Here is a 24,552-nt window from a genome sequence, read left to right on the forward strand (position 1 = left end):
CACCATGTTCCCCCGCATCCTTTCCGCCAGCGCCGCCCGCCACCTGAAAGCCCACCTGCGCCGCGGCGGCCTCGTTGCCTACCCCACCGAATCCAGCTACGGCCTCGGCTGCCTGCCCACCAGCCCGCACGCCCTGCGCCGCCTGATGCAGGCCGATTCGCTCACCGCCGCGCTGCAAGCCACCGGCGCGGATTTGCGCGTTCAGGTAGCCTTTCAGGGCGAGACCGTGCAACTGTGGCCGGGCGAAGATTTGGGCGGTCGGGCGTTTCATGTGCGCCAAGTGTGGCTGCTGCTGGATGAAACGCCGGTGGTGTGGGCGCGCAGCGTGTGCCGCCAAATCGCTGCTGAGTGGCAAAATATTCTGGCTTGCGGCACGCGGCCTTTAGGCAAACAGCTCTTCGGCACGGGCTTGGCTTGGCAGCGCAGCCCGCTCGCCTTCGCCGCCGTGCCGATCGCGCAACAGCCGCAGGCCGCCCGAGCCGCCTGGCTGCGCCGCTCCGAGTTTGCGCTGCATGGCGAAAAGATGGTGCTGACCGAAGGGTTTGCGCCGGAATTGGAGCAGTTTTTGCCTAATGCCGGTTAGCGGCTATTTTCAGGTAGCCTCTTTCTCAGCCGAAAGGCTACCTGAAAAATAGCCGGCAAGTTTCACTGCTTGCTCAGCCCTACTTTTCGGCTAGCCTTCCGATTGAATTGGTACGCCGCTTTATCCAACACCCTATTTTCAAGTAGCCTCTCCCCGCGCCCGAAGGCTACCTGAAAAATCACACTAAAAACCACACCCTGAGAACCCCGTGCACACCCCGTCATTCCTCACCCCCCGCCAAGCCGAACGCCTCGCCGTATATCTGCAACTGATGCGCGCCGACAAACCCATCGGCACCCTGCTCCTGCTGTGGCCCACGCTGTGGGCGCTGTGGATGGCTTCAGGCGGCCTGCCCGATTTCCCCACCCTGCTCGCCTTCGCGCTGGGCACCTTTTTCATGCGCAGCGCCGGCTGCGTGGCCAACGACTTTGCCGACCGCGATTTCGACGGCGCGGTGGAGCGCACCAAGCAGCGCCCCTTCGCCACCGGCCGCGTGAGCCCGCGCGAAGCCCTGTGCCTGCTCGTGGTTTTGTGCCTGCTCGCCCTGCTCTGCCTGTTGCCGCTCAACATGCTCACCAAGCTGATGAGCCTGCCCGCCCTCTTTCTCGCCCTGAGCTACCCCTTCACCAAACGCTTCTTCCCGCTGCCGCAGCTCTATCTCGGGCTCGCCTTTTCCTTCGGCATCCCCATGGCCTTCGCCGCCGTGCAAAACCACATCCCGCCGCTGGCCTGGCTGCTGTTTGCCGCCAACGCCTGCTGGACGCTGGCCTACGACACCATCTACGCCATGGCCGATAAAGAAGACGACCTCAAAATCGGCATCAAAACCTCCGCCATCACCTTCGGCCGCCGCGACGCCGAAGCCGCCATGCTGTGCCACGCACTGTTCGTGTTGCTGATGGCCGCCGCCGGCTGCGCCATTCAGGCACGCTGGCCGTATTGGCTCGCGCTCGCCTATGCGGTGTGGCACCAATGCGGCCAATACCGCGCCATCCGCAGCCGCAACAGGCAAGCCTGCTTCGCCGTGTTTTTGTCGAACAACCACATCGGCTGGGCATTGTGGCTGGGCTTGCTCGCGCACTACAGCGGCGGCTGAACCAGCTCGGGCTACCTGAAAAAGGCTACCTGAAAATTCCGCCGACCAGCATAAAATTGCCCTAAAGCAGCGGCACGGGTACAATCCACCCCTTAATGTATTTTTACGCAAGAGAAGTAACATGAGCCTGATCGGCAACATCCTGCCCGTATCACACATCGTGCTGGATTTGGAAGTGAGCAGCAAAAAGCGCCTGTTTGAAGAGGCCGGCCTGCTGCTGGAAAGCGAATCCGGCCTGAGCCGCGCCGCCGTATTCGACTGCCTGTTTGCGCGCGAAAAGCTCGGCACCACCGCGCTGGGGCACGGTGTGGCCATCCCGCACGGCCGCCACGCCGAAGTGCAAGCCATCACCGGCGCCTTCATCCGCCTGAAAGAAGCCGTGGATTTCGACGCGCCCGACGGCAAGCCGGTGTCGCTAGTGTTTGTATTGCTGGTGCCGGAAAACGCTGCCGGCGGCCATTTGGAAGTATTGTCGGCCCTGGCCATCCGGCTCTCCGAAAAATCCGTGCGCGAGCAGCTTCTGGCCGCCCCGAGCGCCGAAGAAGCCCGCCGCATCCTCACCGCAGATTAGCCACTAAACACCGCCCATGCCCAGCATCTCTGTCCGCAAGCTCTATCAAGACAACCAAACCAAGCTCAATCTGGCTTGGTCGGCAGGGACGGCTGGTGCCGACAACCGCATCAGCGTGGATGCCGACAAACCCGTGCTGGCGCTGGTGGGCCACCTGAATTTTATCCACCCCAACCAAGTGCAGGTGTTGGGCGTGGCCGAAGTGGCCTATCTGAACAAAATGGCCAGCGGCGACGTGAAAGCCAGCTTCGACGAGCTGTTCGATCTGAGCATTGCGCTGGTGATTGTGGCCAACGACCTGCCCGTGCCCTTCATGCTGCGCGATTACTGCCACACGCACAACGTGCCGCTGCTCACCTCCAAAACCGAAAGCCCCTTCCTAATGGACGTGTTGCGGATTTACCTGCAACGCGTGCTCGCCACCTCCACCGTGAAGCACGGCGTGTTTTTGGACGTGTTTGAAATCGGCGTGCTGCTGATGGGCGCCTCCGGCCTGGGTAAAAGCGAGCTGGCGCTGGAGCTGATTTCTCGCGGGCACGGCCTGGTGGCCGACGACGCGGTGGAGCTCTACCGCACCGGCCCGGAAACGCTGGAAGGCCGCTGCCCCGCCATGCTGCGCGATTTTTTGGAAGTGCGCGGCTTGGGCGTGCTCAACATCCGCGCCATCTTCGGCGAAACCGCCGTGCTGCCCTCCAAACCGCTCAAGCTCATCATCAATCTCACGCTGGCCGACGACAGCTACATGAAAACGCTCGACCGCCTCTCCATCCAGAGCGAAACCGAAACCATCCTCAACGTGGCCGTGCGCTCCGTCACGCTGCCCGTGGCCGTGGGGCGCAACCTGGCCGTATTGGTGGAAGCGGCGGTGCGCAACTATATCTTGCAGGCGCGCGGCAAAGACAGCACCAAAGAATTTCTAGAACGCCACACCGCCATGCTGAGGGAAGACGAACGCAGCCATGAGGATAGTGCTGATTAGCGGGCTCACCGGCTCGGGAAAAACAGTGGCCCTGAAACTGCTCGACACCATGGGCTTCACCTGCGTGGACAACATTCCACCCGCGCTGCTGCCGCAATTGGTGGCGCAATCCGCCGCCGGCAAAATCAGCAAGCTCGCCGTCAGCCTCGATATCCGCGTGCCCTACGCCAAAGAAAGCATCCAAAACTGCCTGCGCGCCATCCGCCGCCAAGGCCACCCCGTGCGCCTGCTCTTTCTCCACGCCGACACCACTACCCTCATCCGCCGACTCGACGGCAAGCACCGCCGCCATCCCCTCGCCGCCACCAATCTCACCCTAGCCGAAAGCATCGCCGCCGAGCGGCAGATATTGCAGCCCTGGCAAGACTTCGCCTTCTCCATCAACAATTCCCAAGACGGCACCGGCGACCTCAAATTCCGCATCCAAGAATGGCTCGCCCTCAGCCAAGGCGGCTTGCAGGTGGTGGTGGAATCCTTCGGCTTCAAATACGGCGCCCCGCTCGATTTGGATTTCCTCTTCGACGTGCGCGCGCTGCCCAACCCCTACTACGACGAAGCCCTGCGAGATCTCACCGGCCGCGACGAAGCCGTGCGCGCCTACTTCGCCCAATTCAAAACCGTGCAGCAGATGGTGACCGACATCAGCGGCTACCTCAACCGCTGGCTGCCCGAATACGCCCGCCAAACCCGCGTGCACATGCTCGCCATCGGCATCGGCTGCACCGGCGGCCAGCACCGCTCCGTATTCGTGGCCGAAGCCGTGGCCGAACGCCTGCGCGACTACCCCGTGTGGGTGCGCCACCGCCAGCTCCCCGGCAGCGGCCGCCGCGTGTGAAGGCAAACCGTGTGGATACAAACAGATAACCGGAAAATTTCAGGTAACCTTTGGAAACAAGAGGCTACCTGAAAATTTTGCAGCACTGAAGCCTACCCGGCAAAAGCTCGGTTTGCTCCCTTAAATCCGTCGTTTTCAGCCAATCCAATTTTTTCAGGTAGCCTGAACAGGCGGAAGGCTACCTGAAAACAGATGTACTCTTTTTCAGGTAGCCTTCTATAGTGGATTAACAAAAACCAGTACGGCGTTGCCTCGCCTTGCCGTACTCCTGTACTGTCTGCGGCTTCGTCGCCTTGTCCTGATTTAAATTTCATCCACTATAAATTTGCAGAAAAGCCAGGCTACTTCCGGCGCGGGTAAAACTGCACCGGGCTTTCGTTTTCCGGCAGCTGCAGCTTGCGCACGGCGTGGCCGTACACGGTTTCCAGGGTAACGGTGTGCAGCAGGCCTTGGGCGAAACCTTGGCTGACGGCGGCGCGGGCGGCGGCTTCGTCGGCAAATTGCAGGGCGGCCCAGATGCCGAGCGTGTCCATGTCTTGCCAGAAGGTGTCGGCGCGGGTGTAGGCCAGTTGCAGCTTGGCGGTGTCGATCACGGGGTCGTAGAAGCCGTGGTGGAACAGCATGTCGCCGAGGTCGTGCATGTCGGCGAAGGGGCTGGCTACGGGGATGTTGCGGGCTTTCAGGTAGCCGATGATTTCGGCGAGAGTGTCGAGGCCGAAGTGGGTGAGGAAGAGCAGGCCGTCGGTTTTCAGGGCGCGCGCCCAGTTTTCGATAACGGGCACGGGCTGGGCGGCGGAGCTGACGAGGCCAAGGTTGCACCACAGCCAGTCGGCTTGGGCTTCGGGCAGCGGGGTGGATGGTGCTTGGCAGTGTTGGGGCACGGTTTTGCCTTTGCCGGCAAGGCGTTGCCAGAAGCTGCGGCGGCGTGCGGCGGCGGCTTCACTCAGATGGCCGGCGCGGCTGTCGTATTCGCTGAACTCGGCCTGCGGGTAGCGCGCGGCGAGCAGGCGGCGGCTGCTATCGCCGTCGGCGCCGAACAGGAGGATGCGCTTCGGGGCGGCGGCGATGAGGGGCAGGCGTTGGTCGGTGTCTTCGGCGAGGCGGCGGTGGACGAGCCAGCGGTCGGTGGTCATTTTTCAGGTAGCCTGTGGTGTGTGTGGGAGGGCGTTTTCAGCTAGCCTTTTTGCGGCTACCTGAAAACGGTTTTCTCATGTTTTCAAATGGCGGCGGATTTTTCAGGTAGCCCGATGAATGCGCGGTAGGCGGCGGCAAACTCGCTCTCGTGGCTCAAAAACGGGATGTGCGCGGCTTTTTCAATCGGCAGCAGGCGGCTGCCGGGCAGGTGGCGGTGCAGGTATTCGCCCATGCGCGGCGGGGTGATGCCGTCTTTACCGCCGAACACGAGCAGCACGGGGCATTGCACTTGCGGCAGCAGGCTGCGGGCGTCGGTGTGCATGGCGGCTTCGAGCGCGGCTTCCAGCCCGGGCGGCACGCCGTGGCGTATCATATCGGGCAGGGCTTCGTTAGCCAGGTGGGCGCGTTCGGGGATGTGCAAAAATTGCAGTTGCAGAAACTGCCCCATATATTTGGCAAAATCTTGGGCAAACAGCGGTATCATCTTGCCCAGAGCGGGTTTGGCCAAGCCTTCGGGGTAGTCCGGCGCGGCGGTGAGCCGGGCGAAACTGGCGGTGAGGCACAGGCTGCGCACTTTCTGCGGATATTTGGCGGCAATGTGCAGCGCCACCAGCCCGCCCAGCGACCAGCCGAGCAGGTGCGCGGGTTCGCCCAACTTCGCGGCCAGCGCGTCGGCCACGGCGGCTACGTTGAAACTGCCGTCGAACTGCGCCGCTCCGTGGCCGGGCAAATCGGGCGCCAACACTTGGCATTCGGGTAAATCGGCGGCCAAACGGTCGAAAATATGGTGGTTGGCAGCCCAACCGTGCAACATTAAAACAGGAATCGAATCATACATATGGCGCTTTCAACTTGGTTAAGCGGGCAGTGGCGGCATTTGCGCTGTGTGAAAACTTGCTGCGCTCGTTTTGGCGAAACTTGCTTCGCTCGTTTTAGCTTCGCAGAAACTCGCTGCGCTTGTTTTCAGGTAGCCTCAAGCCGGGGCAAACGCTGCGTATTATGCCACGAATCTTCCGGCAATCAGGCTTTGTGCGCGGCCTGCACGGCGGATTTGCACGCCCTGCGGCTGGATGCGCGCCGACGCTGCCCGCTGTGTGCCAGCGTGTCGTCTTCCGGCTTGCCCTGCGGGCATTGCCAGCAGAAAGCTCCGCCGCAGGCCATGCTCCGCACCGCCTTCCGCTACGCCCCGCCGATCAGCAACCTGATTTATGCCTACAAATTCCTTGGCCGCAACGATTTATATGCCGCGCTGGCCGAATTGCTGCTGGCCGACGTGCCGGATTGGCCGGCGCCGCCGGATGTGGTGATGGCCATGCCGCTGAGCGTGCCGCGCCTGCACCGGCGCGGTTTCAACCAAAGCCTGCTCTTGGCCGAAGCCGTGGCGCAAGGCTTGAATTTGCCGCTTCTGCCGCCATTTGCGGTGAAACGCAGCCATCGTGCGCCGCAAAGCACCCTGCCCCGAGAGCAGCGCGCGCAAAACGTGCGCGGGGTTTTTCAGGTAGCCTCCGCTGCCGATGTAAAGAACCGTCATGTGTTGTTAATCGACGATGTTGTTACCACCGGCGCAACAATCGGCGAACTTGCCCGAAGTTTACGGCGGGCGGGGGCTGCGGCGGTTTATGCCTGGGTGCTCGCCCGCCCCGATTGAAAAAAATTTGACCGACCCGCCCCGCTACGGCATCATGCCTCCCGTTTCCAAGCGGCTGATTTGCAATAAATCAGCCAAATTTATTTGCACGTTTCATGTTCAGCGTTGTTTTATACCAGCCCGAAATCCCGCCCAACACCGGCAACATCATCCGCCTCTGTGCCAACAGTGGCGCCGATTTGCATTTAGTGAAACCGCTCGGCTTCCCGCTGGATTCCGCCAAAATGAAACGCGCCGGGCTGGATTACCACGAGTTCGCCCAAATCCGGCTGCACGAAACCTTTGCCGACTGCCTTGCCGCCTTGGAAGGCCGCCGCATTTTCGCGCTCACCACCAAAGGGCACACCCGCCCCGACCAAGCCGAATTCCGGCCGGGCGACGTATTCCTGTTCGGTCCCGAAACCCGCGGCCTGCCACCCGAAATCCTCGGCAGGCTACCTGAAAACCAAAAACTGCGCCTGCCCATGCTCCCCGGCAGCCGCAGCATGAACCTTGCCAACACCGTGGCCGTGATGCTCTACGAAGCCTGGCGGCAAAACGGCTACCAAGGCGGCATATAGCCGCCGGCATGACCCTATCCACTCAAGAAACGGAGTTTGTTTTGGCTAAATTGAAAAACGCCTTCTTCATCGGTGTAACCGCCTGCATCGGCTTGTGCACCGCCCTCATCAACACCGCCGCCGCCGAACCCAAAGCCGCGCCGGCCAAACCCGCCGCCCGCCAGCAGCAACACCACAGCCAGGGCAGTCTGCATGTAGACGCCGTGGCCAAGCCCGAGCGCCTGCACCAATCCGCCAACCGCAGCTACCAAGTGCGCGGCGTGCGCTACACCCCCATGACCAATGTGCGCCAATTCAGCCAAACCGGCCGCGCCTCCTGGTATGGCCGCCAATTCCACGGCCGCCTCACCGCCTCCGGCGAGCGCTACGATATGAACCTCATGACCGCCGCCCACAAAACCCTGCCCATCCCCAGCTATGCCCGCGTAACCAACCTTTCCAACGGCAAAAGCGTGGTGGTGCGCATCAACGACCGTGGCCCCTTCCACAGCAGCCGCGTGATCGACGTATCCCAATCCGCCGCCCGCCAGCTCGGCTTCATCCACGCCGGCACTGCCAACGTGCACATCGAGCAGATATTGCCCGGCCAGGCGCGCGCCGAAGCCCAACCCGCCGCCAAACCCGCCGGCAACATTTATGTGGACCTGCAACGCTTCGACCAGCGCAAAGATGCCCACGACTACGTAGTCAAAGCCACCACCCGCCTGCGCCACGTAAACAACACCGCGCAGCAGGTATTCATGGTGCCGCAGCGCAACGGCGGCTACCTCGTGCGCATGGGCCCCTTCACCCACCAAGAAAAGGCCGACCAAACCAAAGCAGCCGTTACCGAGCTGTAAACCAAGCTTTCATGCAAACAGGCTACCTGAAAATTTTCAGGTAGCCTGTTTCCTTATCCGCAATCCGCACGCCTTTTCTCTGCACATTCTCCCAGCCCAATTGCGAACCACTCTTGCCTAACGCGCCTTCTTGTGATTAAATGTTATGGTATAACACATGAAAGGCAAATCATGAAATCCAATATCCACCCAGCAAACTACCGCACCGTCCTTTTCTACGACAGCAGCGCCGAAGAAGGCTGGCTGATCAAATCCTGCGCGCCCACCGGCAGCACCATGCAGTGGAAAGACGGCCGGGAATACCCCGTGTTCATGCTCGACACCTCCTCCGCCTCCCATCCCGTGTACACCGGCCAGCAGCGCGAACACAACAAACAAGGCCGCGCCAGCGCCTTCAACCAACGCTACGGCAACATGATGGCCGCCCTAAAAAAGGACAACTGAAATGCAAGTGCTCTCCTCCCTCAAAACCGCCAAAACCCGCCACCGCGACTGCCAAGTAGTGCGCCGCCGCGGCAAAGTATACGTTATCTGCAAAACCAACCCGCGCTTCAAAGCCAGGCAGCGCTAGCCCGCAGGCCATCTGAAATCAGGGCTACCTGAAAACCAAGCCTGCTCTGCGAAACCAAAGCTGCCGCCCGCCCGGCCCGGCAAGCTCCTTCCTCCGATTCAACGCCTTGTCCGCCGGCGCACATTCCGCTCTCCTGTTCAAGCAGAGGCGCTTTGGTTTCGCAGAGCAGGTTTCAGCCGGGCTGGATTTTTCAGGTAGCCTTTCATGCCCAAACACTCGTTTCTTGCGCCACAAGCGCGTATAATGCGCCATTTTTACCACACCCTCCCCGCACACCGGCATGAGCGAGCACACCCCGTCAGAAAGCAGCGGCATCGGCAAAGCCATCAAACGCTACCTGATTACCGGCCTCCTGGTTTGGCTGCCCATCACCATCACCCTTTGGGTGGTGACCTACATCGTTTCCACCACCGACCACCTCTTCAACCTGCTGCCCAGCCAATGGCAGCCGGAAAGCTACCTCGGCTTCAACATCCCCGGCCTCGGCTTCATCCTCGCCATCGTCGTGCTGTTTATCACCGGCGTGCTCGGCGCCAACGTGCTCGGGCGCAAAGTAATCGAAGGCTGGGACAGCCTGCTCGGGCGCATTCCCGTGGTGAAATCTATCTATTCCAGCGTGAAAAAAGTGTCCGAGAGCCTGCTCTCTGACAACAGCCGCTCCTTCAAAACCCCCGTGCTCGTGCCCTTCCCGCAGCCCGATATCTGGACCATCGCCTTCGTATCCGGCAGCCTTTCCGAATCGCTGCTGCAAGGGCTACCTGAAAACACAGAATACCTGTCCGTATACGTGCCCACCACGCCCAACCCCACCGGCGGCTACTACATCTTCGTGCGCAAACAAGACGTCCGCCCCCTGGCCATGAGCGTGGACGAAGCGCTGAAATATGTGATTTCGCTGGGCATGGTTGCCCCCAACGACCACAAACCCAACGGCAAAGCCCCCGCCCCGGCCAAGCTGCCCGAGCCTGCCGAATGATTTTTCAGGTAGCCCCTGCCGGTTCCAAAAGCTACCTGAAAACTCCGCAAACCTTTACAATTAGCCCTTATCGTTTAACAAAACACTTTCAGGAAACACCGAAATGCGTACCAACTACTGCGGCCTCATCAGCGAGCAATACCTAGACCAAACCGTAACCGTGAAAGGCTGGGTACACCGCCGGCGCGACCACGGCGGCGTGATTTTCATCGACCTGCGCGACCGCGAAGGCATCGTGCAAGTCGTTATCGACCCCGACACCCCCGAAGCCTTCAAGCTTGCCGATTCCGCCCGCAACGAATACGTGTTGAGCATTACCGGCCGCGTGCGCAACCGCCCCGAAGGCACCACCAACGACAAAATGGTGTCCGGCAAAATCGAAATCTTGGCCAAAGAAATCGAAATCCTGAACCCCGCCGCCACGCCGCCGTTTATGATTGACGACGAAAACATCAGCGAAACCGTGCGCCTGCAAAACCGCGTCATCGACCTGCGCCGCCCCGTGATGCAGCGCAACCTGCGCCTGCGTTATCAGGTAGCCATGGGCGTGCGCCGCTATCTGGACGTGCAGGGCTTCATCGACATCGAAACCCCGATGCTCACCCGCTCCACCCCCGAAGGCGCGCGCGACTATCTCGTGCCCAGCCGCGTGCATCCCGGCGAATTTTTCGCCCTGCCGCAGTCGCCGCAGTTGTTCAAACAACTGCTGATGGTGGCCGGTTTCGACCGTTATTATCAAATCACCAAATGCTTCCGCGACGAAGACTTGCGCGCCGACCGCCAGCCTGAATTCACCCAAATCGACTTAGAAACCTCCTTCCTCTCCGAAAACGAAATCATGGACATCACCGAAGGCATGGTGAAGGAAATCTTCCAAAACACCATGAACGTTACCCTCGGCGATTTCCCGCGCATGGAATACCGCGATGCCATGTTCTACTACGGCTCCGACAAGCCCGATATGCGCATCAGCCTGAAATTCACCGAGCTGACCGATTTGATGAAAACGGAAGAATTCAAAGTGTTCCGTGGCGCGGCAGACATGAAAGGCGGCCGTGTGGTGGCGCTGCGCGTGCCCAACGGCGCGAAACTCAGCCGCAAGGAAATCGACGAATACACCAACTTCGTGGCCATCTATGGCGCCAAAGGCTTGGCGTATATCAAAGTGAACGACGTAAGCAATTTGAGCAACGGCGAAAACAGCGGCCTGCAATCGCCCATCGTCAAATTTCTGTCTGAAGCCGCCTTGAAGGAAATCATCGAGCGCACCGGCGCGCAAAACGGCGACATCATTTTCTTCGGCGCAGACAAAGCCAAAGTGGTAAACGAAGCCATCGGCGCGCTGCGCATCAAAATCGGCAAAGAGCACGGCGCAGAAAACGGCTACTTCGTGGACGAATGGAAACCCTTGTGGGTGGTCGATTTCCCCATGTTCGAATACGACGAGGAAAACGACCGCTGGGCCGCCATGCACCACCCCTTCACCTCGCCCAAGCCCGGCCACGAAGATCTGATGGCATCCGACCCCGAAAACTGCCTCGCCCGCGCCTACGATATGGTGCTCAACGGCTGGGAAATCGGCGGCGGCTCCATCCGTATCCACCGCGCCGACATTCAGGAAAAAGTGTTCGCCGCGCTGAAAATCACGCCCGAAGAGCAGCAAAACAAATTCGGCTTCCTGCTCGATAACCTGAAATTCGGTGCGCCCCCACACGGCGGCCTGGCCTTCGGCCTCGACCGCTTGGTGGCACTGATGGCGCAAGCCGAATCCATCCGCGACGTGATCGCCTTCCCCAAAACCCAGCGCGCGCAAGACTTGCTGGTGGACGCCCCCAACCATGTGGACGAACTCCAACTGCGCGAACTGCACCTGCGCCTGCGCCAAAAAGCAAGCGAGCAGAAAGAAGGCTAACCCCCGCCTGCCGGTAAAACAAAGGCTATCTGAAAATTTTAGCTCCGCAGAAACTCCGCTGCGCTGCGTTTTCAGGTAGCCTTTATGTATCTGAAGTAACAAGCTCTTTGCTATAATCTCAGCATATCCAATTCCCTATCCGGCTACCTGAAAACAGTTAGCACATTTCCAAAGCAACCATTCAAAGCATCCAGATCATGACTATTCCGCATTTGATGATTTACGCCAGCCCATTCTTGATCTATTGAGTGATGGCAAAATATGGAAAAAATCTGATTTAATCCTGCCATTAAAGCAGCATTTCAAGTTGAGCGATGAAGAGGTTTCCCAGGAATATGAATCTGGCAACGGTGCAATTTTCCCAGACCGCATTTCTTGGGCACTCAGCTATTTCGCTATGACTGACTTGCTTGTCAGGCCCAAACGTGGCCACTATGTGATCAGCAGTTTGGGAAGGGAATACGCGAAAAAATCTTCCGAAGAAATTAACGAATACGTCAAACAAAAAATGATAGAGCGGGAGCAAGGCAAGCAGAAACACCCGATAGCAAGCATGGTTGCCACCCAATCCAATACTCTAGAAAGCACGCCGCAAGAGCGGCTCTACGATTCTTATCAAGACATCCGTCAAGGCGTATATCGCGAAATCTTGGATACCATTCTCAGCAAAAGCCCTGCTGCGTTTGAACGTCTGGTGATTGAATTACTGCAAAAAATGGGCTATGGCGGCGCACTAGATAAATCAGGTCGGGTAACCAAACAAAGCAGAGACGGCGGCATAGACGGCGAAATCCGCGAAGATGTGCTCGGTTTAGGCCGCATTCACATCCAAGCCAAACGCTACCAACGCGATAAAACCATCGGCAGGCCGGAAATCCAAAGTTTTGCCGGCGCATTGTTGGGCAGTAATGCCAATAAAGGCGTTTTTATTACCACCGCCCGTTATTCCGATGATGCCCGCAAATATGCCGAAACCATCCCCAATGCCCGCATTGTTTTAATCGATGGCAACAAACTGGCCGAATATATCTATCAATACAACTTAGGCATGCAGGTGGAACAAACCATTACCATCAAAAAGCTGGATACCGATTATTGGGACGAAATCCCCAATGATGCCGACAGCGACAACTGATTGCTATCTATAAGAGCCAGCCTAGACAACTTGCTATACAAAACAACAAAAGGCTACCTGAAAAATTTTAGCTTCGCAGAAACTCTGCTGCGCTGCATTTTCAGGTAGCCTTTATTCGCCAATCAATCCGCGTTAAGAGCCGCTAAACATGCTCTTAAACCACAGCACGATGCTGTCCCACAGGCGGCCGAAGAAGCCGGCTTCGGCCACGTCTTCCAGCGCCACCACGTCTTTCTGCGCCACCACGCGGTTTTGCGCGTCCATGAATTTCACCGTGCCGAGCACCTGGCCTTTGGTAATCGGCGCGAGCACGGGCTGCACAGTTTCCAGCACCGGCTTAAGCTGCGCCGCCTGGCCGTGCGGCACGCTGATGTAGGTGGCGTCGAGGAAGCCCACGTTCACAGCGTTTTCCGCGCCTTTATACAGCTTCACCTGCGAAATGGCGGTGCCGGCGTCATAGAGCTTGGGCGTGTCGTAGGCTTGCAGCGCCCAGTTGAGCAGTTTGCTGCTCTCGGCGGCGCGCGCCTGCATGCTTTCGGTGCCCACCACCACGGAAATCACGCGGCGGCCGTTGCGCTTGCTGGAGGCGACCAGGTTGTAGCCGGCGCTGTCGGTGTGGCCGGTTTTCATGCCGTCCACATCCGGGTCGCGGTAGAGCAGCAGGTTGCGGTTGGGCTGGGTGATGTTGTTGTAGCTGAAGGATTGGATGGCGTAGAGCGGGTAGTATTGCGGGTAGTCGCGGATGATGGCGTCGGAGAGGGTGATTAAATCCTGCACCGAGGTGTAGTGCTGAGCGCCGGGCAGGCCGGTGCTGTTTTCAAAATTGGTGTCGCGCATGCCGAGCCGTTTGGCTTCGGCGTTCATCAGCTGCACAAACTGCGCTTCGGTGCCGGCCACGGCTTCGGCCAGGGTGATGGAGGCGTCGTTGCCGGATTGCACAATCAGGCCTTTGAGCAGGTCGTTTACGCTGGCGGGGGTTTTCGGATCGAGGAACATGCGCGAGCCTTCCACTTTCCAACCCTGCTCGGATACGGTGAAGGTTTGCTCGGGCTTGAGCTTGCCTTCTTCCAGCGCTTTGAACACCAAATAGGCAGTCATCAGCTTGGTGAGCGAGGCGGGCTCGACGTGCTCGTTTATCTTGTGCGCAGCGAGCATTTGGCCGCTTTGCGCGTCAAACACGGCATAGGCGGAGGCTTTGATTTCAGGTAGCCCCACGACGGCGGGCTGGGCGGAAGCCGAGTTGGCAGCGGCGGCCGGGGCGGATGCGGCGGCGGGCGCAGAGGCTGGGCTGGCAGCAGAAGCAGCCTGCGGCGCGGCTTGCGCCTGCCAGCCGGCGAGGATGAGGGAGACGGTGAGGAGGGTGAGTTTCTGGTTCATTGCATTGTCTGTGGGTTTGGTTGGATTGGTTTGCTTCGTCCCGGCGGGAGGCTACCTGAAAATGATGTCTTGGCGAAACCAAGGCTGAGTTTCTGCGAAGCTAAAGCATGAGCTTCAACGAAGTGGACCGATGTTTCCGAAGGAAGCAGAGTTTCTGCGGAGCCAAAACGATGTTTCGCTGACGCCGCAGCCACATTTTTCAGGTAGCCTTTGGGCGGCCGAGCCGTGGGCAAAATCGCGCCGATTATAGCCGCTCAAGCCTGCCTTGCTAAGCGTTTAACCTGATTTTTCTTGCCAGCGGCGGCGCAATCGGAGTATCTTGCCGCTTTTTCCGCCCTATTTCCGCATCATCATGCCGCAAGATCACACCGACTACCTCACCCGCATCCTCACCGCCTCCGTTTACGACGTGGCTGCCGAAACCCCGCTCGACTTCGCCCGCAACCTCTCCGCGCGCAGCGGCAACCGCATCCTGCTCAAGCGCGAAGACCTACAGCCGGTGTTTTCCTTCAAAATCCGCGGCGCATATAACAAAATGGCTAAGCTGCCACCCGAGCTGCTGCAAAAAGGCGTGATTACCGCCAGCGCCGGCAACCACGCGCAGGGCGTGGCACTTTCCGCGCAAAAGCTCGGCTGCGAGGCCACCATCGTGATGCCGGAAACCACGCCGCAGATCAAGGTGGACGCAGTGCGCTCGCGCGGCGGCAAAGTGGTGCTCAAAGGCGTGTCGTTCAATGATGCCTACGACCACGCCGTAAAGCTTGCCGCCGCGAGCGGCCAAACCTATATCCCGCCCTTCGACGACCCCGACGTGATCGCCGGCCAAGGCACCATCGGGCTGGAAATCGTGCGCCAACACTCCAAGCCGATCGATGCCGTGTTCGTGCCCATCGGCGGCGGCGGGCTGGCAGCCGGCGTAGCCGTGTTCATCAAGCAGGTGCGCCCCGAAATCAAAGTTATTGGCGTGCAAACCCACGATTCCTGCGCCATGAAAACTTCTATCCAACACGGCCGCCTGGTTGAGCTCAAAGACGTAGGCCTCTTCTCCGACGGCACCGCCGTGAAGCTGGTGGGCGAAGAAACCTTCCGCCTGTGCCGCGAGCTCTTAGACGACATCATCACCGTGGACACCGATGCCATCTGCGGCGCGCTCAAAGACATTTTCGACGACACCCGTAGCATCTGTGAGCCCGCCGGCGCGCTGGCCCTGGCCGGGCTCAAGGCCTACATCGCCCGCGAGCAGGCGCAAGGCCAAACCCTGATTGCCGTTACCAGCGGCGCCAACATCAATTTCCACCGCCTGCGCCATGTGTCCGAGCGCAGCGAGCTGGGCGAAGGCAACGAAGGCATCTTCGCCGTGTCGATTCCCGAAGAGCCCGGCAGCTTCCTAAAATTTATCAACGTATTGGGCAGCCGCAACATCACCGAGTTCAACTACCGCTACGGCGACGACGCCACCGCCCACATCTTCGTGGGCATCCAAAGCCGCGGTGCCGCCGACCTTGCCGCCATCAGCGCCGAGCTCACCGCCGCCGGCCTGCCCAACACCGACCTCACCGAAGACGAAACCGCCAAAATCCACATCCGCTACATGGTGGGCGGCCGCACCAACAAAGTCGCCCACGAGCGCCTCTTCAGCTTCGAATTTCCCGAACGCCCCGGCGCCCTGGCCTACTTCCTCGGCCGCATGCAGAGCGGCTGGAACATCACCCTCTTCCACTACCGCAACCACGGCTCCGACTACGGCCGCGTGCTGGTGGGCATCGACGTGCCGCCGGCCGACAGCCAAGCCTTCGCCACCTTCCTGCAAGAGCTCGGCTACGTGCACACCGAGCAAACCGGCAACGCCGCCTACCGCCTGTTTCTCGGCCAGGCCTAGCCTACTGCCCGCCGCGTAATCCGTATCAACCCGTATATAATTTTCAGGTAGCCTTCCAGCCCTTCATCAGGCTACCTGAAAACCCAAACCCTTTAACAAACAAAAAGAACCACCATGCTCCCCCCCCAACACCTCCTCTGGATCAACGGCCCCGCCGGCCGCCTGCACACCATCTACCTGCCGCCCGAAGCCCCCGAGCGCGGCGTGGCCGTTATCAACCACCCCAACCCCCTGCACGGCGGCACCTTCACCAACAAAGTTATCCAAACCGCCGCCAAAGTCTATGCCCGCCTCGGCTTCCACTGCTACCTGCCCAACCTGCGCGGCGTGGGCGAAAGCGAAGGCGAACACGACTACGGCCGCGGCGAAACCGACGACTGCCTAGCCGTGATCGACTACGCCCAAAGCCAACACCTGCAAGCCGCCCAACTCCTCATTTCCGGCTTCTCCTTCGGCGGCTACGTGAGCCTGTTTGCCGCCCAACAGCGCCGCCCCGACGCCCTCGTGCTCATCGGCCCCGCCGTCGGCATGTACGAAACGCCCGCCGCACAGGCCGCCGACCCCGCCCACACCCTCGTGGTGCACGGCGAAATTGATGAAGTCGTCCCCCTCGCCAACGCGCTCTCCTGGACCGCCCCGCAAGACATCCCCGTGGTCGTGCTGCCCCAATCCTCCCACTTCTTCCACGGCAAACTCATCCCCCTGCGCGACACCCTGCTGCGCTTTGTGCCCGGCGTGCTGGAAAAATAAAGCCGCCATATTTTTCGCTTCGCTGAAACTCACTTCGTTTATTTTCAGGTAGCCCCAAGCATTGGGAAGGCTACCTGAAAAACCCAAACCACTTTTCAGGTAGCTCGCAGCGCATGCCAAGGCTACCTGAAACCAAACGCCCCACATACCATGCCCGCCAGCCAACCCGCCATCGTCCTCACCACCTGCCCCGGCCAAGCCGAAGCCGAACGCATCGGCAGCCTGCTGCTGCAACAGCGCCTCGCCGCCTGCGTGCAATACCAAGCCATCCAAAGCCAATACCGCTGGCAGGGCGAAATCTGCCGCGACGAAGAAATCCGCCTCACCATCAAAACCGACACCCGCCACTACCCCGCCGTCGAACGCCTCATCCTTGAGCACCACCCCTACGACTGCCCGCAAATCCTGCTGTTGCGCGTATCCGGCGGCGCCGCAGGCTACCTGCAATGGCTGCAAGACAACCTCGCCCCGTGATGGACGCCGCAGCCGCCATCGAAGCCGCCATCAACGAAGGCTCGCAACACGGCCTCGACCGGCTCAAGCTTTGGCAGCAAACCGTATTCCTCGTTGCCGAAGCCGAATTGCTCGCCGACATGGGCGCCGAATTCTGCTCTCAATACCCCGCCCAAACCTTCGCCGCCGCCTTCCGCCGAATCGGTGCGCAGCACATCGCCGCACTGTTTGCCCGCCTCGCCACCCATCCGCACGATGCCGAATGCGAACAACAGCTGGCCGCCGCCCTGTCTAACCGCGAAGGCTACGGCTACCAAACCCTGGCCGATTATGTGCTTTCCCAACAAAAGGCTACCTGAAAATCCGAATGCCGGCGCAAACCCCAGCCCAAACACACCAATAACATTAAAACAGGCTACCTGAAATTTTCAGGTAGCCTGTTTTGCATTCCGCACGCACGTTTCCACAGCAGGCGTAGGCCGACTAAGGCTTAAAAGAAGTTCAACACCGGCCAGCCGTGCTGCTGGGCGGCGGCGAGCAGCACCGGGTCGGGGTTCACGGCCACGGGCTGGTTCACCTGTTCCAAAAGCGGCAAGTCGTTGCGGGAATCGCTGTAGAAATAGATTTTTTCGTAGTCGGCTTGGGTTTGGCCGCGCTCAGCGAGCCATTGTTGCAGGCGGGTGACTTTGCCGGCCTGGAAGCTGGGCGTGCTGAGATAATGGCCGGTGTAGTTGCCTTTGGCGTCGGTTTCCAGGCGGATGCCGATCACTTCGCCGATGCCGAATTCGCGGGCGATGGGGGTGATGATGAATTCGTTGGTGGCGGAAATCAGCAGCAGGCTGTCGCCGGCGTCGCGGTGGCCGGCCACGAGCTGGCGCGCCATCGGGCTGATATGCGGCAGGATGTGGCGCTGCATGAAAACGCGGTGCATGGCATCAAGCTCGGCGCGGCTGCGTTCGGCGAGCGCACGCAGGATGAAGGCAAGGTAGGCGTCTAAATCGAGGCAGCCGTCGCGGTAGTCTTGGTCGAATTGGCGGTGTCGCTGCATATCGGCTTCGTCGTAGATGCCTTCTTCTTGCAGGAAGTTGCTCCATTCGGTGCCGGAGTCGCAGTTGATGAGGGTGTGGTCGAGATCGAAAATGGCGAGGTTCATGGGCTGTCCTGTTGCAGCAGCCGCTTGAGCAGCGGCACGGTGATGGGGCGGTGTTGGGAGAGGGAATATCGGTCGAGGGCGTCGAGCATGGCCATCAGGCTGCCGAGGTCTCGGCTCCAGTGGTGCAGCAGGTAGCGGAAGATGTCGCCCGACACTTTGAGCTGGCGGGCTTGGGCGGCGGCTTCAAGGGCGGCCAGCTTTTCTTCGTCGCTCAAGGGTTTGATTTCATACACCAGGCAGTAGCCCATGCGGGTGCGCAAGTCTTCGCGCACATGCAGATGCGGCGGCGGCACATTAGCGCCAATCAGGAGCGCGCCCTGCCCGCTCTGGCGGATGCGGTTGCACAGATTGAACAATACGGCCTGCCCTTCGGCATCGAGCTGCTCGATTTGGTCAAGCGCGAGGCGGCAGCCTGCGGGCGGCAGCTCGCGCAGCGGTTCGGCGGCGGCATCCAGATAACGCGCGGCCTGCCCAGCAGCTTGCGCCTGCGCCGCCCACGCACGCAGCAAATGGCTCTTGCCGGCGCCGGCCGCGCCCCACACATACACAAACGGCTCGCGCTGCTGCCGCAACACATGCAGCAGCTCGCCGTTGCCCTGCCCGAAGAAGGTATCGAAGCCGGGCGGGGTGTCGGGAAAATTGAGGATTAACTGGTTCACGGTGGATAAGGCTACCTGAAAATAATGTCTTGCGAAGCAAGGCGGAGTTTCTGCGAAGCTAAAATATGCGTACAGCTACCACGGCTTTTCTACAAAACAAAGGCTACCTGAAAAACGCGCCGCATCATTTTAACTTCGTTGAAGCTCACGCTTTCAGGTAGCCTTCTGCGCTAAGCCGATTCGCGGATGCGGCGCAGCACTTCTGCTTTGCCAATCAGCGCCAGCACGGCATCCACGCTCGGGGTTTTCGCCGTGCCGCACACGGCCAGGCGCAGGGGCATGCCGAGTTTGCCCATTTTGATGCCTTCGGCTTCGCAGAACGGGGCGAACAGGTTGTGGATGTGCTCCGCCGTCCAATCCTGCTCCGGCAGCCCGGCCAGCCGGTCGGCAAAACGCTGCATGCGGGCGTGGGCTTCGGCATCCCAATGCTTGGCCACGTCGGCTTCGGCGGGCACGCCTTTGCGGTAGAAATAGGCGCACTCGGCGGCCAGCGCGTTCAAATCGTGGGCGCGGTCTTTCACTAGGGCGAGCACGTCTTCCAATTTGGGGCCTGCGGCAACGGCAACGTCTTGTTGCTCCAGGCGCGGCAGCACCAATCCGGCCAGCTCGGCATTGGCGGCGGCTTTGATGTGTTCGGCGTTGATCCAATACAGCTTTTTCGCGTCCATGCGGCTTGCAGAGGAGGAAACGTGCGCCAAATCAAACCATTCCACAAATTGCTGCATGGTGAAGAATTCGTCGTCGCCGTGCGCCCAGCCCAGCCGCGCGAGGTAGTTGAGCAGGGCTTCGGGCAGGATGCCGAGGGCTTCGTATTCGGTGATGGCCACGGTGTCGCCGCTACGTTTGGAGATTTTTTTGCCCTGCTCGTTCAAAATCATCGGCAGGTGGGCGTATGCGGGCGGGGTGGCGCCGAGGGCTTTGAAGATGTTGATTTGTTTGGGGGTGTTATTCACGTGGTCGTCGCCGCGGATTACGTGGGTGATGCCCATGTCGTAGTCGTCGGCCACCACGCAGAAGTTGTAGGTGGGGCTGCCGTCGGCGCGGGCGATGATGAGGTCGTCGAGCGCGGCGTTGGGAATGCTGATTTCGCCTTTAACCAAGTCGTGCCAGGTGGTAATGCCGTCAATCGGGCTTTTGAAGCGGACGACGGGTTCGCGCCCTTCGGGGATGGGCGGCAGGGTTTTGCCGGGCTCGGGGCGCCAGCGGCGGTCGTAGGTGGCGGTGCCTTCGCGCTCGGCGCGTTCGCGCATTTCGGCCAGCTCTTCTTTGCTGCAATAGCAATGGTAGGCGTGGCCTTCGTTGAGCAGTTTTTGGATAAGTTCTTTATAGCGCGGGAAGTTTTGGGTTTGATAGACGATGTGGTCGGCATTGTCGGCATGCAGGCCAACCCACTGCATGCCGTCGAGGATAACTTTCACGGATTCGGCAGTGGAGCGCTCTAAGTCGGTGTCTTCGATGCGCAGCAGGAATTCTCCGCCGTGGTGTTTGGCGAAGGCCCAGCAGTAGAGGGCGGTGCGCACGCCGCCGATGTGCAGGTAGCCGGTGGGGCTGGGGGCGAAACGGGTTTTGATGGTCATGGCTGGCTTTCGGGTGGAATTGGGAAAGGCGGTATTGTATCGCCAAAGAGCGGGCTTTTTCTAGCTTGGGCTTGGGTGGTAAGGGTAGGGGCTACCTGAAAATTTCAGGTAGCCTTCCATATTCCATCGGATTGGCTATTGGATAGAACGACGGTATCACTAATTTAACTTCATAATAAAAATACTGCCTGAAAGCAGACAGCATTCGAGGTGATAAATTTACTGGTTAAAGCATAAACTCAGGGTCTGGGTTATCAATAATGGGATATCGATCATCACAGAGAATGACTGGGCTGTTGTACCTTAAATCATTCCTCCGGTTCAGCTTAGTCACCTCAACGCCTTGCGTAATCGTGTGTTCGTCATCATTGTTCACCCTCCAAAAAACACTATATTCGTATCCCCGATTTATCATATTCATTTCCGACCAAAATCCACCTATGCCGATTGCGGCCGGCATTGAGCTGGTAATGCTTCGCGCAACCACATTTCGTTTTGAATTGCGGAACACTAACTCCGGCCGCCCTTTGCGGCCGAAACTGTACACATAGTCCGCCCCCTGCCGCTGCACGGTTAGTTGTTTACCGTTTGTGGTGGTACAGGAAAAAATCGTTTTCACGGGTGCTCTCGCATAGGCCGAAGAGCAAACCAATGAAGATAAAACAATAAGCAATAAAATTTTCATGGTAGAAGCCTCTTATCGGTTGCAGATTTTGCTAAATTCTACTCCCAGCAGAAAGAGAATAGAGAGAAGTCTTGTATGGGCTTGACTGGATGGAAAGGAGGCTACCTGAAAGCATATGCAGAGTTTCTGCGTTGTCGAAATATTTTCAGGTAGCCTCTCGGTTTATACGGCTGGCCCTGCTCAATCCAGAGGCACTTCCGCACAGCCGGCATCCAGCACATGATGCACCAGCTTGCCGCCGCAGTATTGCTCAATCAGCGCGCCCAACTCTTGCTGCGCCGCGCGCAGTTCTTCATCGCCCACTTCCGGCAGTGCCTCAATCACAAACACACAGCGCACGGTGTTTTCCGTAATCACCGTGCGCGCCACTTCGCGCCAGTTCCAGCGGCGGCAGATGGCGCCCGCGTCGTCTTTGTAGAAAATTTCGCCTTCCGCCGGTGCCTGCGCTTCGTCTTTGCCCAGCACCACTACCGGCACTTCGCCCGATCCGGCATAAGTGAGCTGCAAATCGCCCTGCATCGCGCTCAAATCCTCGCCGCCCACCGGTACGGTGTATTTCAGCGAAATATAGTTATAAATGTCCACCAGCGGGCTGATGCTGCCCAGCTCCTTGCCCTTCGACACGCGCTTATACAGCGCCTCGACCGAGCTCGGGTATTCCTTGGCCTTCACGCCAAACTTGCGGTAAGCCTCTCGCCAGGCCGCAATCTTCGGCAACTGCGCCACCGGCTGCCCGGCGCAGGCCTCGGCCGCGTCCGCTGCCGCCTGCTGCAACTGCGGCAGGAAAGCCGCCGCGTCCACCTTATTGTTTACCCCGTTCGCCACGCTCACGCCGATACGCAGGCCGACAAATTCTTCAAACAGTTTGCGGTTTACCACGAATTTCATCGCTTCTTCTCCTAAATTTGGGTTGGCAAAGTGCGGCAATTCTGCCCTGTCTGCCCTATAATGCCAAGCCTTTTCACGCTGTTAAGCAAATATTGATGACACCACAAGGGGAAAAAATGGGCTTGGGTAACTTTTACAATCAGCAACTCAGCCTCTCAGAAGTAATTGATTGTGCTAAATTATTTAATAATAATGATACAGATAAATTTGCAAAATTTCCCTATCTCTACTCTGCCGACGAAGATAGCGGCCCGCTCAAGCTCACCACAAGCTGTTATCTAAGCGACAGCCCGGAGATAATTGACAAAAAAGAAGTTTTCCCGAAACTCGTGCTGGAAAACGGATTGAGCGTTTTATGCAGCGGGGAGATTTTTATGGATGTTTACGATGATTTGGATGACCGTTATCCCGATTTCACCAAAGAGCAATTCATTGCCGCACTGAATTACTATATGGATAACGATGACTACATTGAGTTTTAATCCATACCGTTTCTGTTTTAAATCAGGCTACCTGAAAGCGTAAGCTTCAACGTAGTTAAAACGATGTCTTGCGCAGCAAGGCGGAGTTTCTGCGAAGCTAAAGCGTAGTTCCAAAGCAAGCCAAAGCCATGCCCCACTCCCCCGCCAGCACCCCGCCCAATATCGCCACCCTGTTCGGCCAGCCCGTTACCGACCTGCCCGCCGACCTCTTCATCCCGCCCGATGCGCTGCAAGTGGTGCTGCACAGCTTCGAAGGCCCGCTCGATTTGCTGCTCTACCTCATCCGCAAGCAAAACATCGACGTACTCGACATCCCCATGCTCAAAATCACCGAGCAATACCTCGCCTACATCGCCCAGATGAACGAGCAAAACCTCGATCTGGCCGCCGAGTACCTGCTGATGGCCGCCGTGCTGATCGAAATCAAATCCCGCCTGCTGCTGCCCGTGCCGCCCGCTGCCGAAGACGAAGATTCGGCCGACCCCCGCGCCGAGCTGGTGCGCCGCCTTTTGGCTTATGAGCAGATGAAACTCGCCGCCCTCGGCCTCGACGCCCTGCCCCGCGCCGGCCGCGATTTCTCCTGGGCCTACCTGCCGCTGGAAATCACCGCCGCCGTGCGTCCGCCCGAAGTGCGCCTCTCCGACCTCACCCAGGCCTGGCTCGCCATCCTCGCCCGCGCCGGCCAGCGCCGCAGCCATACCGTGGTGCAGGAAAACGAAGCCCTCTCCGTGCGCGCCACCATGAGCCACATTCTGCGCCGCCTGCAAGACGGCGGCTGCCGCTTCAGCCGGCTGTTTGCGCCCGAGCGCGGCGTGGCGCAGGTGGTGGTGTGCTTCATCGCCCTGCTCGAGCTGGTGAAAGAAGGCCTCGTGCGCCTCACCCAGGAAAACGGCGCGTTCGGCGACATCCTCGTCAGCCTGCCCGGCGAGGCAGACGAATACGCCGCGCTCCAATCCGGCGCCGATGCAGCCGAAGAGGCTACCTGAAAAATTCCCGGCTGGTTTTCACTTGGGTTGAAGCCGGGCTTGAGCTTTGCAGAAACTCTGCCTTGCTGCGCAAGACATTGCTTTCAAGTAGCCTCCATTCTTGATTATCGCCCGCATCGGGAGTAGAATTTTTCCGCGTGGGAAATGCCTCATTCCCGTTTCGGACGTAGAGATCAGGGTGCGGCGCGTGTAATACGCTCTGACATTGATCGCTTGAGGATACTCCCACTTAAAGAACGGTGCGTAAATCGCGCCGTTTCCTAATTCCGCCCTGTCTATTTCCAATTTTCAGGTAGCCCAACCCCATCACCAGAAAACACCATGCCCGCCAACCAAGCACTCTACCGCATCCTCAGCCAACACTACCTCGACCTCCCCCATTCCCGCGCCATCGGCCTGCGCTACGAAGGCATCCGCGGCCGCCGCCCCGTGCTCAGCTTCGACTGGCAGCCCCACCTCGTCGGCCGCCACGACACCCAAACCATCCACGGCGGCACCATCACCACCCTCGTCGACATGGTATCCGCCTGCGCCGTCACCGCCCAGCTCCCCACCGCCGAAATCCTCGCCACCCTCGACATGCGCATCGACTACATGCACCCCGCCACCCCCGGCCGCCGCATCTACGGCCGCGCCGAATGCTACCGCCTTGCCGGCCAAGTGGCCTTCGTGCGCAGCAGCTGCTACCAAGAAGACCCCGCCGACGTGCAGCGCATGAACGACTTCATCGAAGCGCGCGTGCGCGAGCAGCCCGAGCAATATTTCTGGCTGCATAAACGCTTCAAAACCCGCCCCGACGGCAGCCACGATTTCTACGCCAAGCC

At 59.4% G+C, this 24,552-nt stretch carries 30 protein-coding genes and 1 pseudogene; 21 read left to right on the forward strand and 10 right to left on the reverse strand.

The genetic code is table 11. From position 1 onward, the window contains the following. The first annotated feature begins 4 nt into the window (after positions 1-4). The 5 genes from LG371_RS11930 (at position 5) to rapZ (ending at position 4,064) form a co-directional block, all read left to right on the forward strand. Entirely contained in the window at positions 5-583 is a 579-nt protein-coding gene (locus LG371_RS11930; RefSeq protein ID WP_225748630.1) for a chorismate lyase, read from the forward strand. Between the two features lie 208 nt (positions 584-791). Next, the gene (ubiA, locus tag LG371_RS11935) at positions 792-1,679 is read left to right on the forward strand and encodes a 4-hydroxybenzoate octaprenyltransferase (protein WP_067593707.1); all 888 of its coding nucleotides are present in this window, start codon (positions 792-794) and stop codon (positions 1,677-1,679) included. Positions 1,680-1,800: 121 nt separating this feature from the next. After that, complete coding sequence (ptsN, locus tag LG371_RS11940; protein WP_067593704.1) at positions 1,801-2,250, forward strand: PTS IIA-like nitrogen regulatory protein PtsN; 450 nt, start codon at positions 1,801-1,803, stop codon at positions 2,248-2,250. 16 nt (positions 2,251-2,266) lie between these two features. After that, the gene (hprK, locus tag LG371_RS11945) at positions 2,267-3,229 is read left to right on the forward strand and encodes an HPr(Ser) kinase/phosphatase (protein ID WP_067593701.1); all 963 of its coding nucleotides are present in this window, start codon (positions 2,267-2,269) and stop codon (positions 3,227-3,229) included. 25 nt (positions 3,230-3,254) lie between these two features. Continuing rightward, on the forward strand, positions 3,255-4,064 hold the full coding sequence (gene rapZ, locus LG371_RS11950; protein ID WP_255593152.1) for an RNase adapter RapZ: 810 nt from the start codon (positions 3,255-3,257) through the stop codon (positions 4,062-4,064). A 92-nt stretch (positions 4,065-4,156) separates the two neighbouring features. Here the strand turns inward: rapZ and LG371_RS11955 are convergent, their stop codons facing one another. The 4 genes from LG371_RS11955 to LG371_RS11970 form a co-directional block, all read right to left on the reverse strand. Further along, on the reverse strand, positions 4,157-4,378 hold the full coding sequence (locus LG371_RS11955) for a hypothetical protein (RefSeq protein WP_156503557.1): 222 nt from the start codon (positions 4,376-4,378) through the stop codon (positions 4,157-4,159). 27 nt (positions 4,379-4,405) lie between these two features. Further along, entirely contained in the window at positions 4,406-5,197 is a 792-nt protein-coding gene (locus LG371_RS11960) for a methyltransferase (protein WP_067593695.1), read from the reverse strand. Between the two features lie 83 nt (positions 5,198-5,280). Continuing rightward, a complete protein-coding gene (bioH, locus tag LG371_RS11965) occupies positions 5,281-6,036 on the reverse strand; it encodes a pimeloyl-ACP methyl ester esterase BioH (RefSeq protein WP_225748619.1) in 756 nt (251 codons plus the stop codon). 182 nt (positions 6,037-6,218) lie between these two features. Next, positions 6,219-6,359 carry a hypothetical protein gene (locus tag LG371_RS11970; RefSeq protein WP_225748620.1) on the reverse strand — a complete coding sequence of 47 codons (141 nt, stop codon included), beginning with the start codon at positions 6,357-6,359 and terminating at the stop codon, positions 6,219-6,221. Here LG371_RS11970 and LG371_RS11975 point away from each other — a divergent pair. The 9 genes and pseudogenes from LG371_RS11975 to LG371_RS12305 all read left to right on the forward strand — a co-directional run bounded on the left by LG371_RS11975 (position 6,358) and on the right by LG371_RS12305 (position 12,839). Beyond that, positions 6,358-6,846: a ComF family protein gene (locus tag LG371_RS11975; protein ID WP_225748621.1), complete on the forward strand. Its 489-nt coding sequence runs from the start codon at positions 6,358-6,360 to the stop codon at positions 6,844-6,846. The genes LG371_RS11970 and LG371_RS11975 overlap by 2 nt on opposite strands. A gap of 95 nt (positions 6,847-6,941) precedes the next feature. Then, positions 6,942-7,406, forward strand: coding sequence for a tRNA (cytidine(34)-2'-O)-methyltransferase (locus LG371_RS11980; RefSeq protein ID WP_225748622.1), 465 nt, complete (start codon positions 6,942-6,944; stop codon positions 7,404-7,406). 8 nt (positions 7,407-7,414) lie between these two features. Continuing rightward, positions 7,415-8,245 carry a septal ring lytic transglycosylase RlpA family protein gene (locus tag LG371_RS11985; protein WP_067593686.1) on the forward strand — a complete coding sequence of 277 codons (831 nt, stop codon included), beginning with the start codon at positions 7,415-7,417 and terminating at the stop codon, positions 8,243-8,245. A 171-nt stretch (positions 8,246-8,416) separates the two neighbouring features. Next, entirely contained in the window at positions 8,417-8,689 is a 273-nt protein-coding gene (locus LG371_RS11990) for a type B 50S ribosomal protein L31 (protein WP_067593683.1), read from the forward strand. Position 8,690: 1 nt separating this feature from the next. Continuing rightward, on the forward strand, positions 8,691-8,816 hold the full coding sequence (gene ykgO, locus LG371_RS11995; protein ID WP_067593680.1) for a type B 50S ribosomal protein L36: 126 nt from the start codon (positions 8,691-8,693) through the stop codon (positions 8,814-8,816). 280 nt (positions 8,817-9,096) lie between these two features. Next, the gene (locus LG371_RS12000) at positions 9,097-9,792 is read left to right on the forward strand and encodes a DUF502 domain-containing protein (RefSeq protein ID WP_067593677.1); all 696 of its coding nucleotides are present in this window, start codon (positions 9,097-9,099) and stop codon (positions 9,790-9,792) included. A gap of 103 nt (positions 9,793-9,895) precedes the next feature. Then, the gene (gene aspS / locus LG371_RS12005) at positions 9,896-11,704 is read left to right on the forward strand and encodes an aspartate--tRNA ligase (RefSeq protein ID WP_225748623.1); all 1,809 of its coding nucleotides are present in this window, start codon (positions 9,896-9,898) and stop codon (positions 11,702-11,704) included. 223 nt (positions 11,705-11,927) lie between these two features. After that, a pseudogene (locus LG371_RS12300) lies at positions 11,928-12,161 on the forward strand (winged helix-turn-helix domain-containing protein); the annotation flags it as partial. Next, positions 12,141-12,839 carry a restriction endonuclease gene (locus LG371_RS12305; protein WP_370632698.1) on the forward strand — a complete coding sequence of 233 codons (699 nt, stop codon included), beginning with the start codon at positions 12,141-12,143 and terminating at the stop codon, positions 12,837-12,839. The pseudogene LG371_RS12300 and the gene LG371_RS12305, both read left to right, overlap by 21 nt. 132 nt (positions 12,840-12,971) lie before the next feature. Here LG371_RS12305 and LG371_RS12015 read toward each other — a convergent pair whose 3' ends face one another. Next, on the reverse strand, positions 12,972-14,216 hold the full coding sequence (locus LG371_RS12015; protein WP_067593671.1) for a D-alanyl-D-alanine carboxypeptidase family protein: 1,245 nt from the start codon (positions 14,214-14,216) through the stop codon (positions 12,972-12,974). Positions 14,217-14,568: 352 nt separating this feature from the next. On the opposite strand from LG371_RS12015, the gene ilvA reads away from it, so the two are divergent. The 4 genes from ilvA (at position 14,569) to LG371_RS12035 (ending at position 17,657) form a co-directional block, all read left to right on the forward strand. Then, the gene (ilvA, locus tag LG371_RS12020; protein WP_225748632.1) at positions 14,569-16,095 is read left to right on the forward strand and encodes a threonine ammonia-lyase, biosynthetic; all 1,527 of its coding nucleotides are present in this window, start codon (positions 14,569-14,571) and stop codon (positions 16,093-16,095) included. A 114-nt stretch (positions 16,096-16,209) separates the two neighbouring features. Then, complete coding sequence (locus LG371_RS12025; protein WP_067593667.1) at positions 16,210-16,845, forward strand: alpha/beta hydrolase; 636 nt, start codon at positions 16,210-16,212, stop codon at positions 16,843-16,845. A 150-nt stretch (positions 16,846-16,995) separates the two neighbouring features. Continuing rightward, entirely contained in the window at positions 16,996-17,319 is a 324-nt protein-coding gene (gene cutA / locus LG371_RS12030; protein WP_225748624.1) for a divalent-cation tolerance protein CutA, read from the forward strand. After that, on the forward strand, positions 17,292-17,657 hold the full coding sequence (locus LG371_RS12035) for a hypothetical protein (RefSeq protein ID WP_156503555.1): 366 nt from the start codon (positions 17,292-17,294) through the stop codon (positions 17,655-17,657). Before cutA ends, LG371_RS12035 begins: the two co-directional genes overlap by 28 nt. A 131-nt stretch (positions 17,658-17,788) precedes the next feature. Here LG371_RS12035 and LG371_RS12040 read toward each other — a convergent pair whose 3' ends face one another. The 5 genes from LG371_RS12040 to LG371_RS12060 form a co-directional block, all read right to left on the reverse strand. Beyond that, entirely contained in the window at positions 17,789-18,451 is a 663-nt protein-coding gene (locus tag LG371_RS12040; protein WP_225748625.1) for an HAD family phosphatase, read from the reverse strand. Then, positions 18,448-19,110, reverse strand: coding sequence for a DnaA regulatory inactivator Hda (gene hda, locus LG371_RS12045; protein WP_067593659.1), 663 nt, complete (start codon positions 19,108-19,110; stop codon positions 18,448-18,450). The genes LG371_RS12040 and hda overlap by 4 nt, the downstream gene beginning before the upstream one ends. A gap of 170 nt (positions 19,111-19,280) precedes the next feature. Next, complete coding sequence (gene gltX / locus LG371_RS12050) at positions 19,281-20,687, reverse strand: glutamate--tRNA ligase (RefSeq protein ID WP_225748626.1); 1,407 nt, start codon at positions 20,685-20,687, stop codon at positions 19,281-19,283. A gap of 226 nt (positions 20,688-20,913) precedes the next feature. Then, positions 20,914-21,372: a hypothetical protein gene (locus LG371_RS12055; protein WP_156503554.1), complete on the reverse strand. Its 459-nt coding sequence runs from the start codon at positions 21,370-21,372 to the stop codon at positions 20,914-20,916. Between the two features lie 180 nt (positions 21,373-21,552). Next, a complete protein-coding gene (locus LG371_RS12060; RefSeq protein WP_225748627.1) occupies positions 21,553-22,260 on the reverse strand; it encodes a B3/4 domain-containing protein in 708 nt (235 codons plus the stop codon). 95 nt (positions 22,261-22,355) lie between these two features. Here LG371_RS12060 and LG371_RS12065 point away from each other — a divergent pair, with 95 nt between their 5' ends. The 3 genes from LG371_RS12065 to LG371_RS12455 form a co-directional block, all read left to right on the forward strand. Continuing rightward, positions 22,356-22,742, forward strand: a complete 387-nt coding sequence (locus LG371_RS12065; RefSeq protein WP_225748628.1) for a hypothetical protein — start codon at positions 22,356-22,358, stop codon at positions 22,740-22,742. 128 nt (positions 22,743-22,870) lie between these two features. Further along, a complete protein-coding gene (locus LG371_RS12070) occupies positions 22,871-23,728 on the forward strand; it encodes a ScpA family protein (protein WP_067593648.1) in 858 nt (285 codons plus the stop codon). 321 nt (positions 23,729-24,049) lie between these two features. Beyond that, the coding region (locus LG371_RS12455) for a PaaI family thioesterase (protein ID WP_225748629.1) at positions 24,050-24,552 on the forward strand (503 nt) is incomplete at its 3' end.

The sequence above is a fragment of the Eikenella sp. Marseille-P7795 genome (genome assembly GCF_916618725.1).
In the GTDB taxonomy this organism is placed as follows: domain Bacteria; phylum Pseudomonadota; class Gammaproteobacteria; order Burkholderiales; family Neisseriaceae; genus Eikenella; species Eikenella longinqua.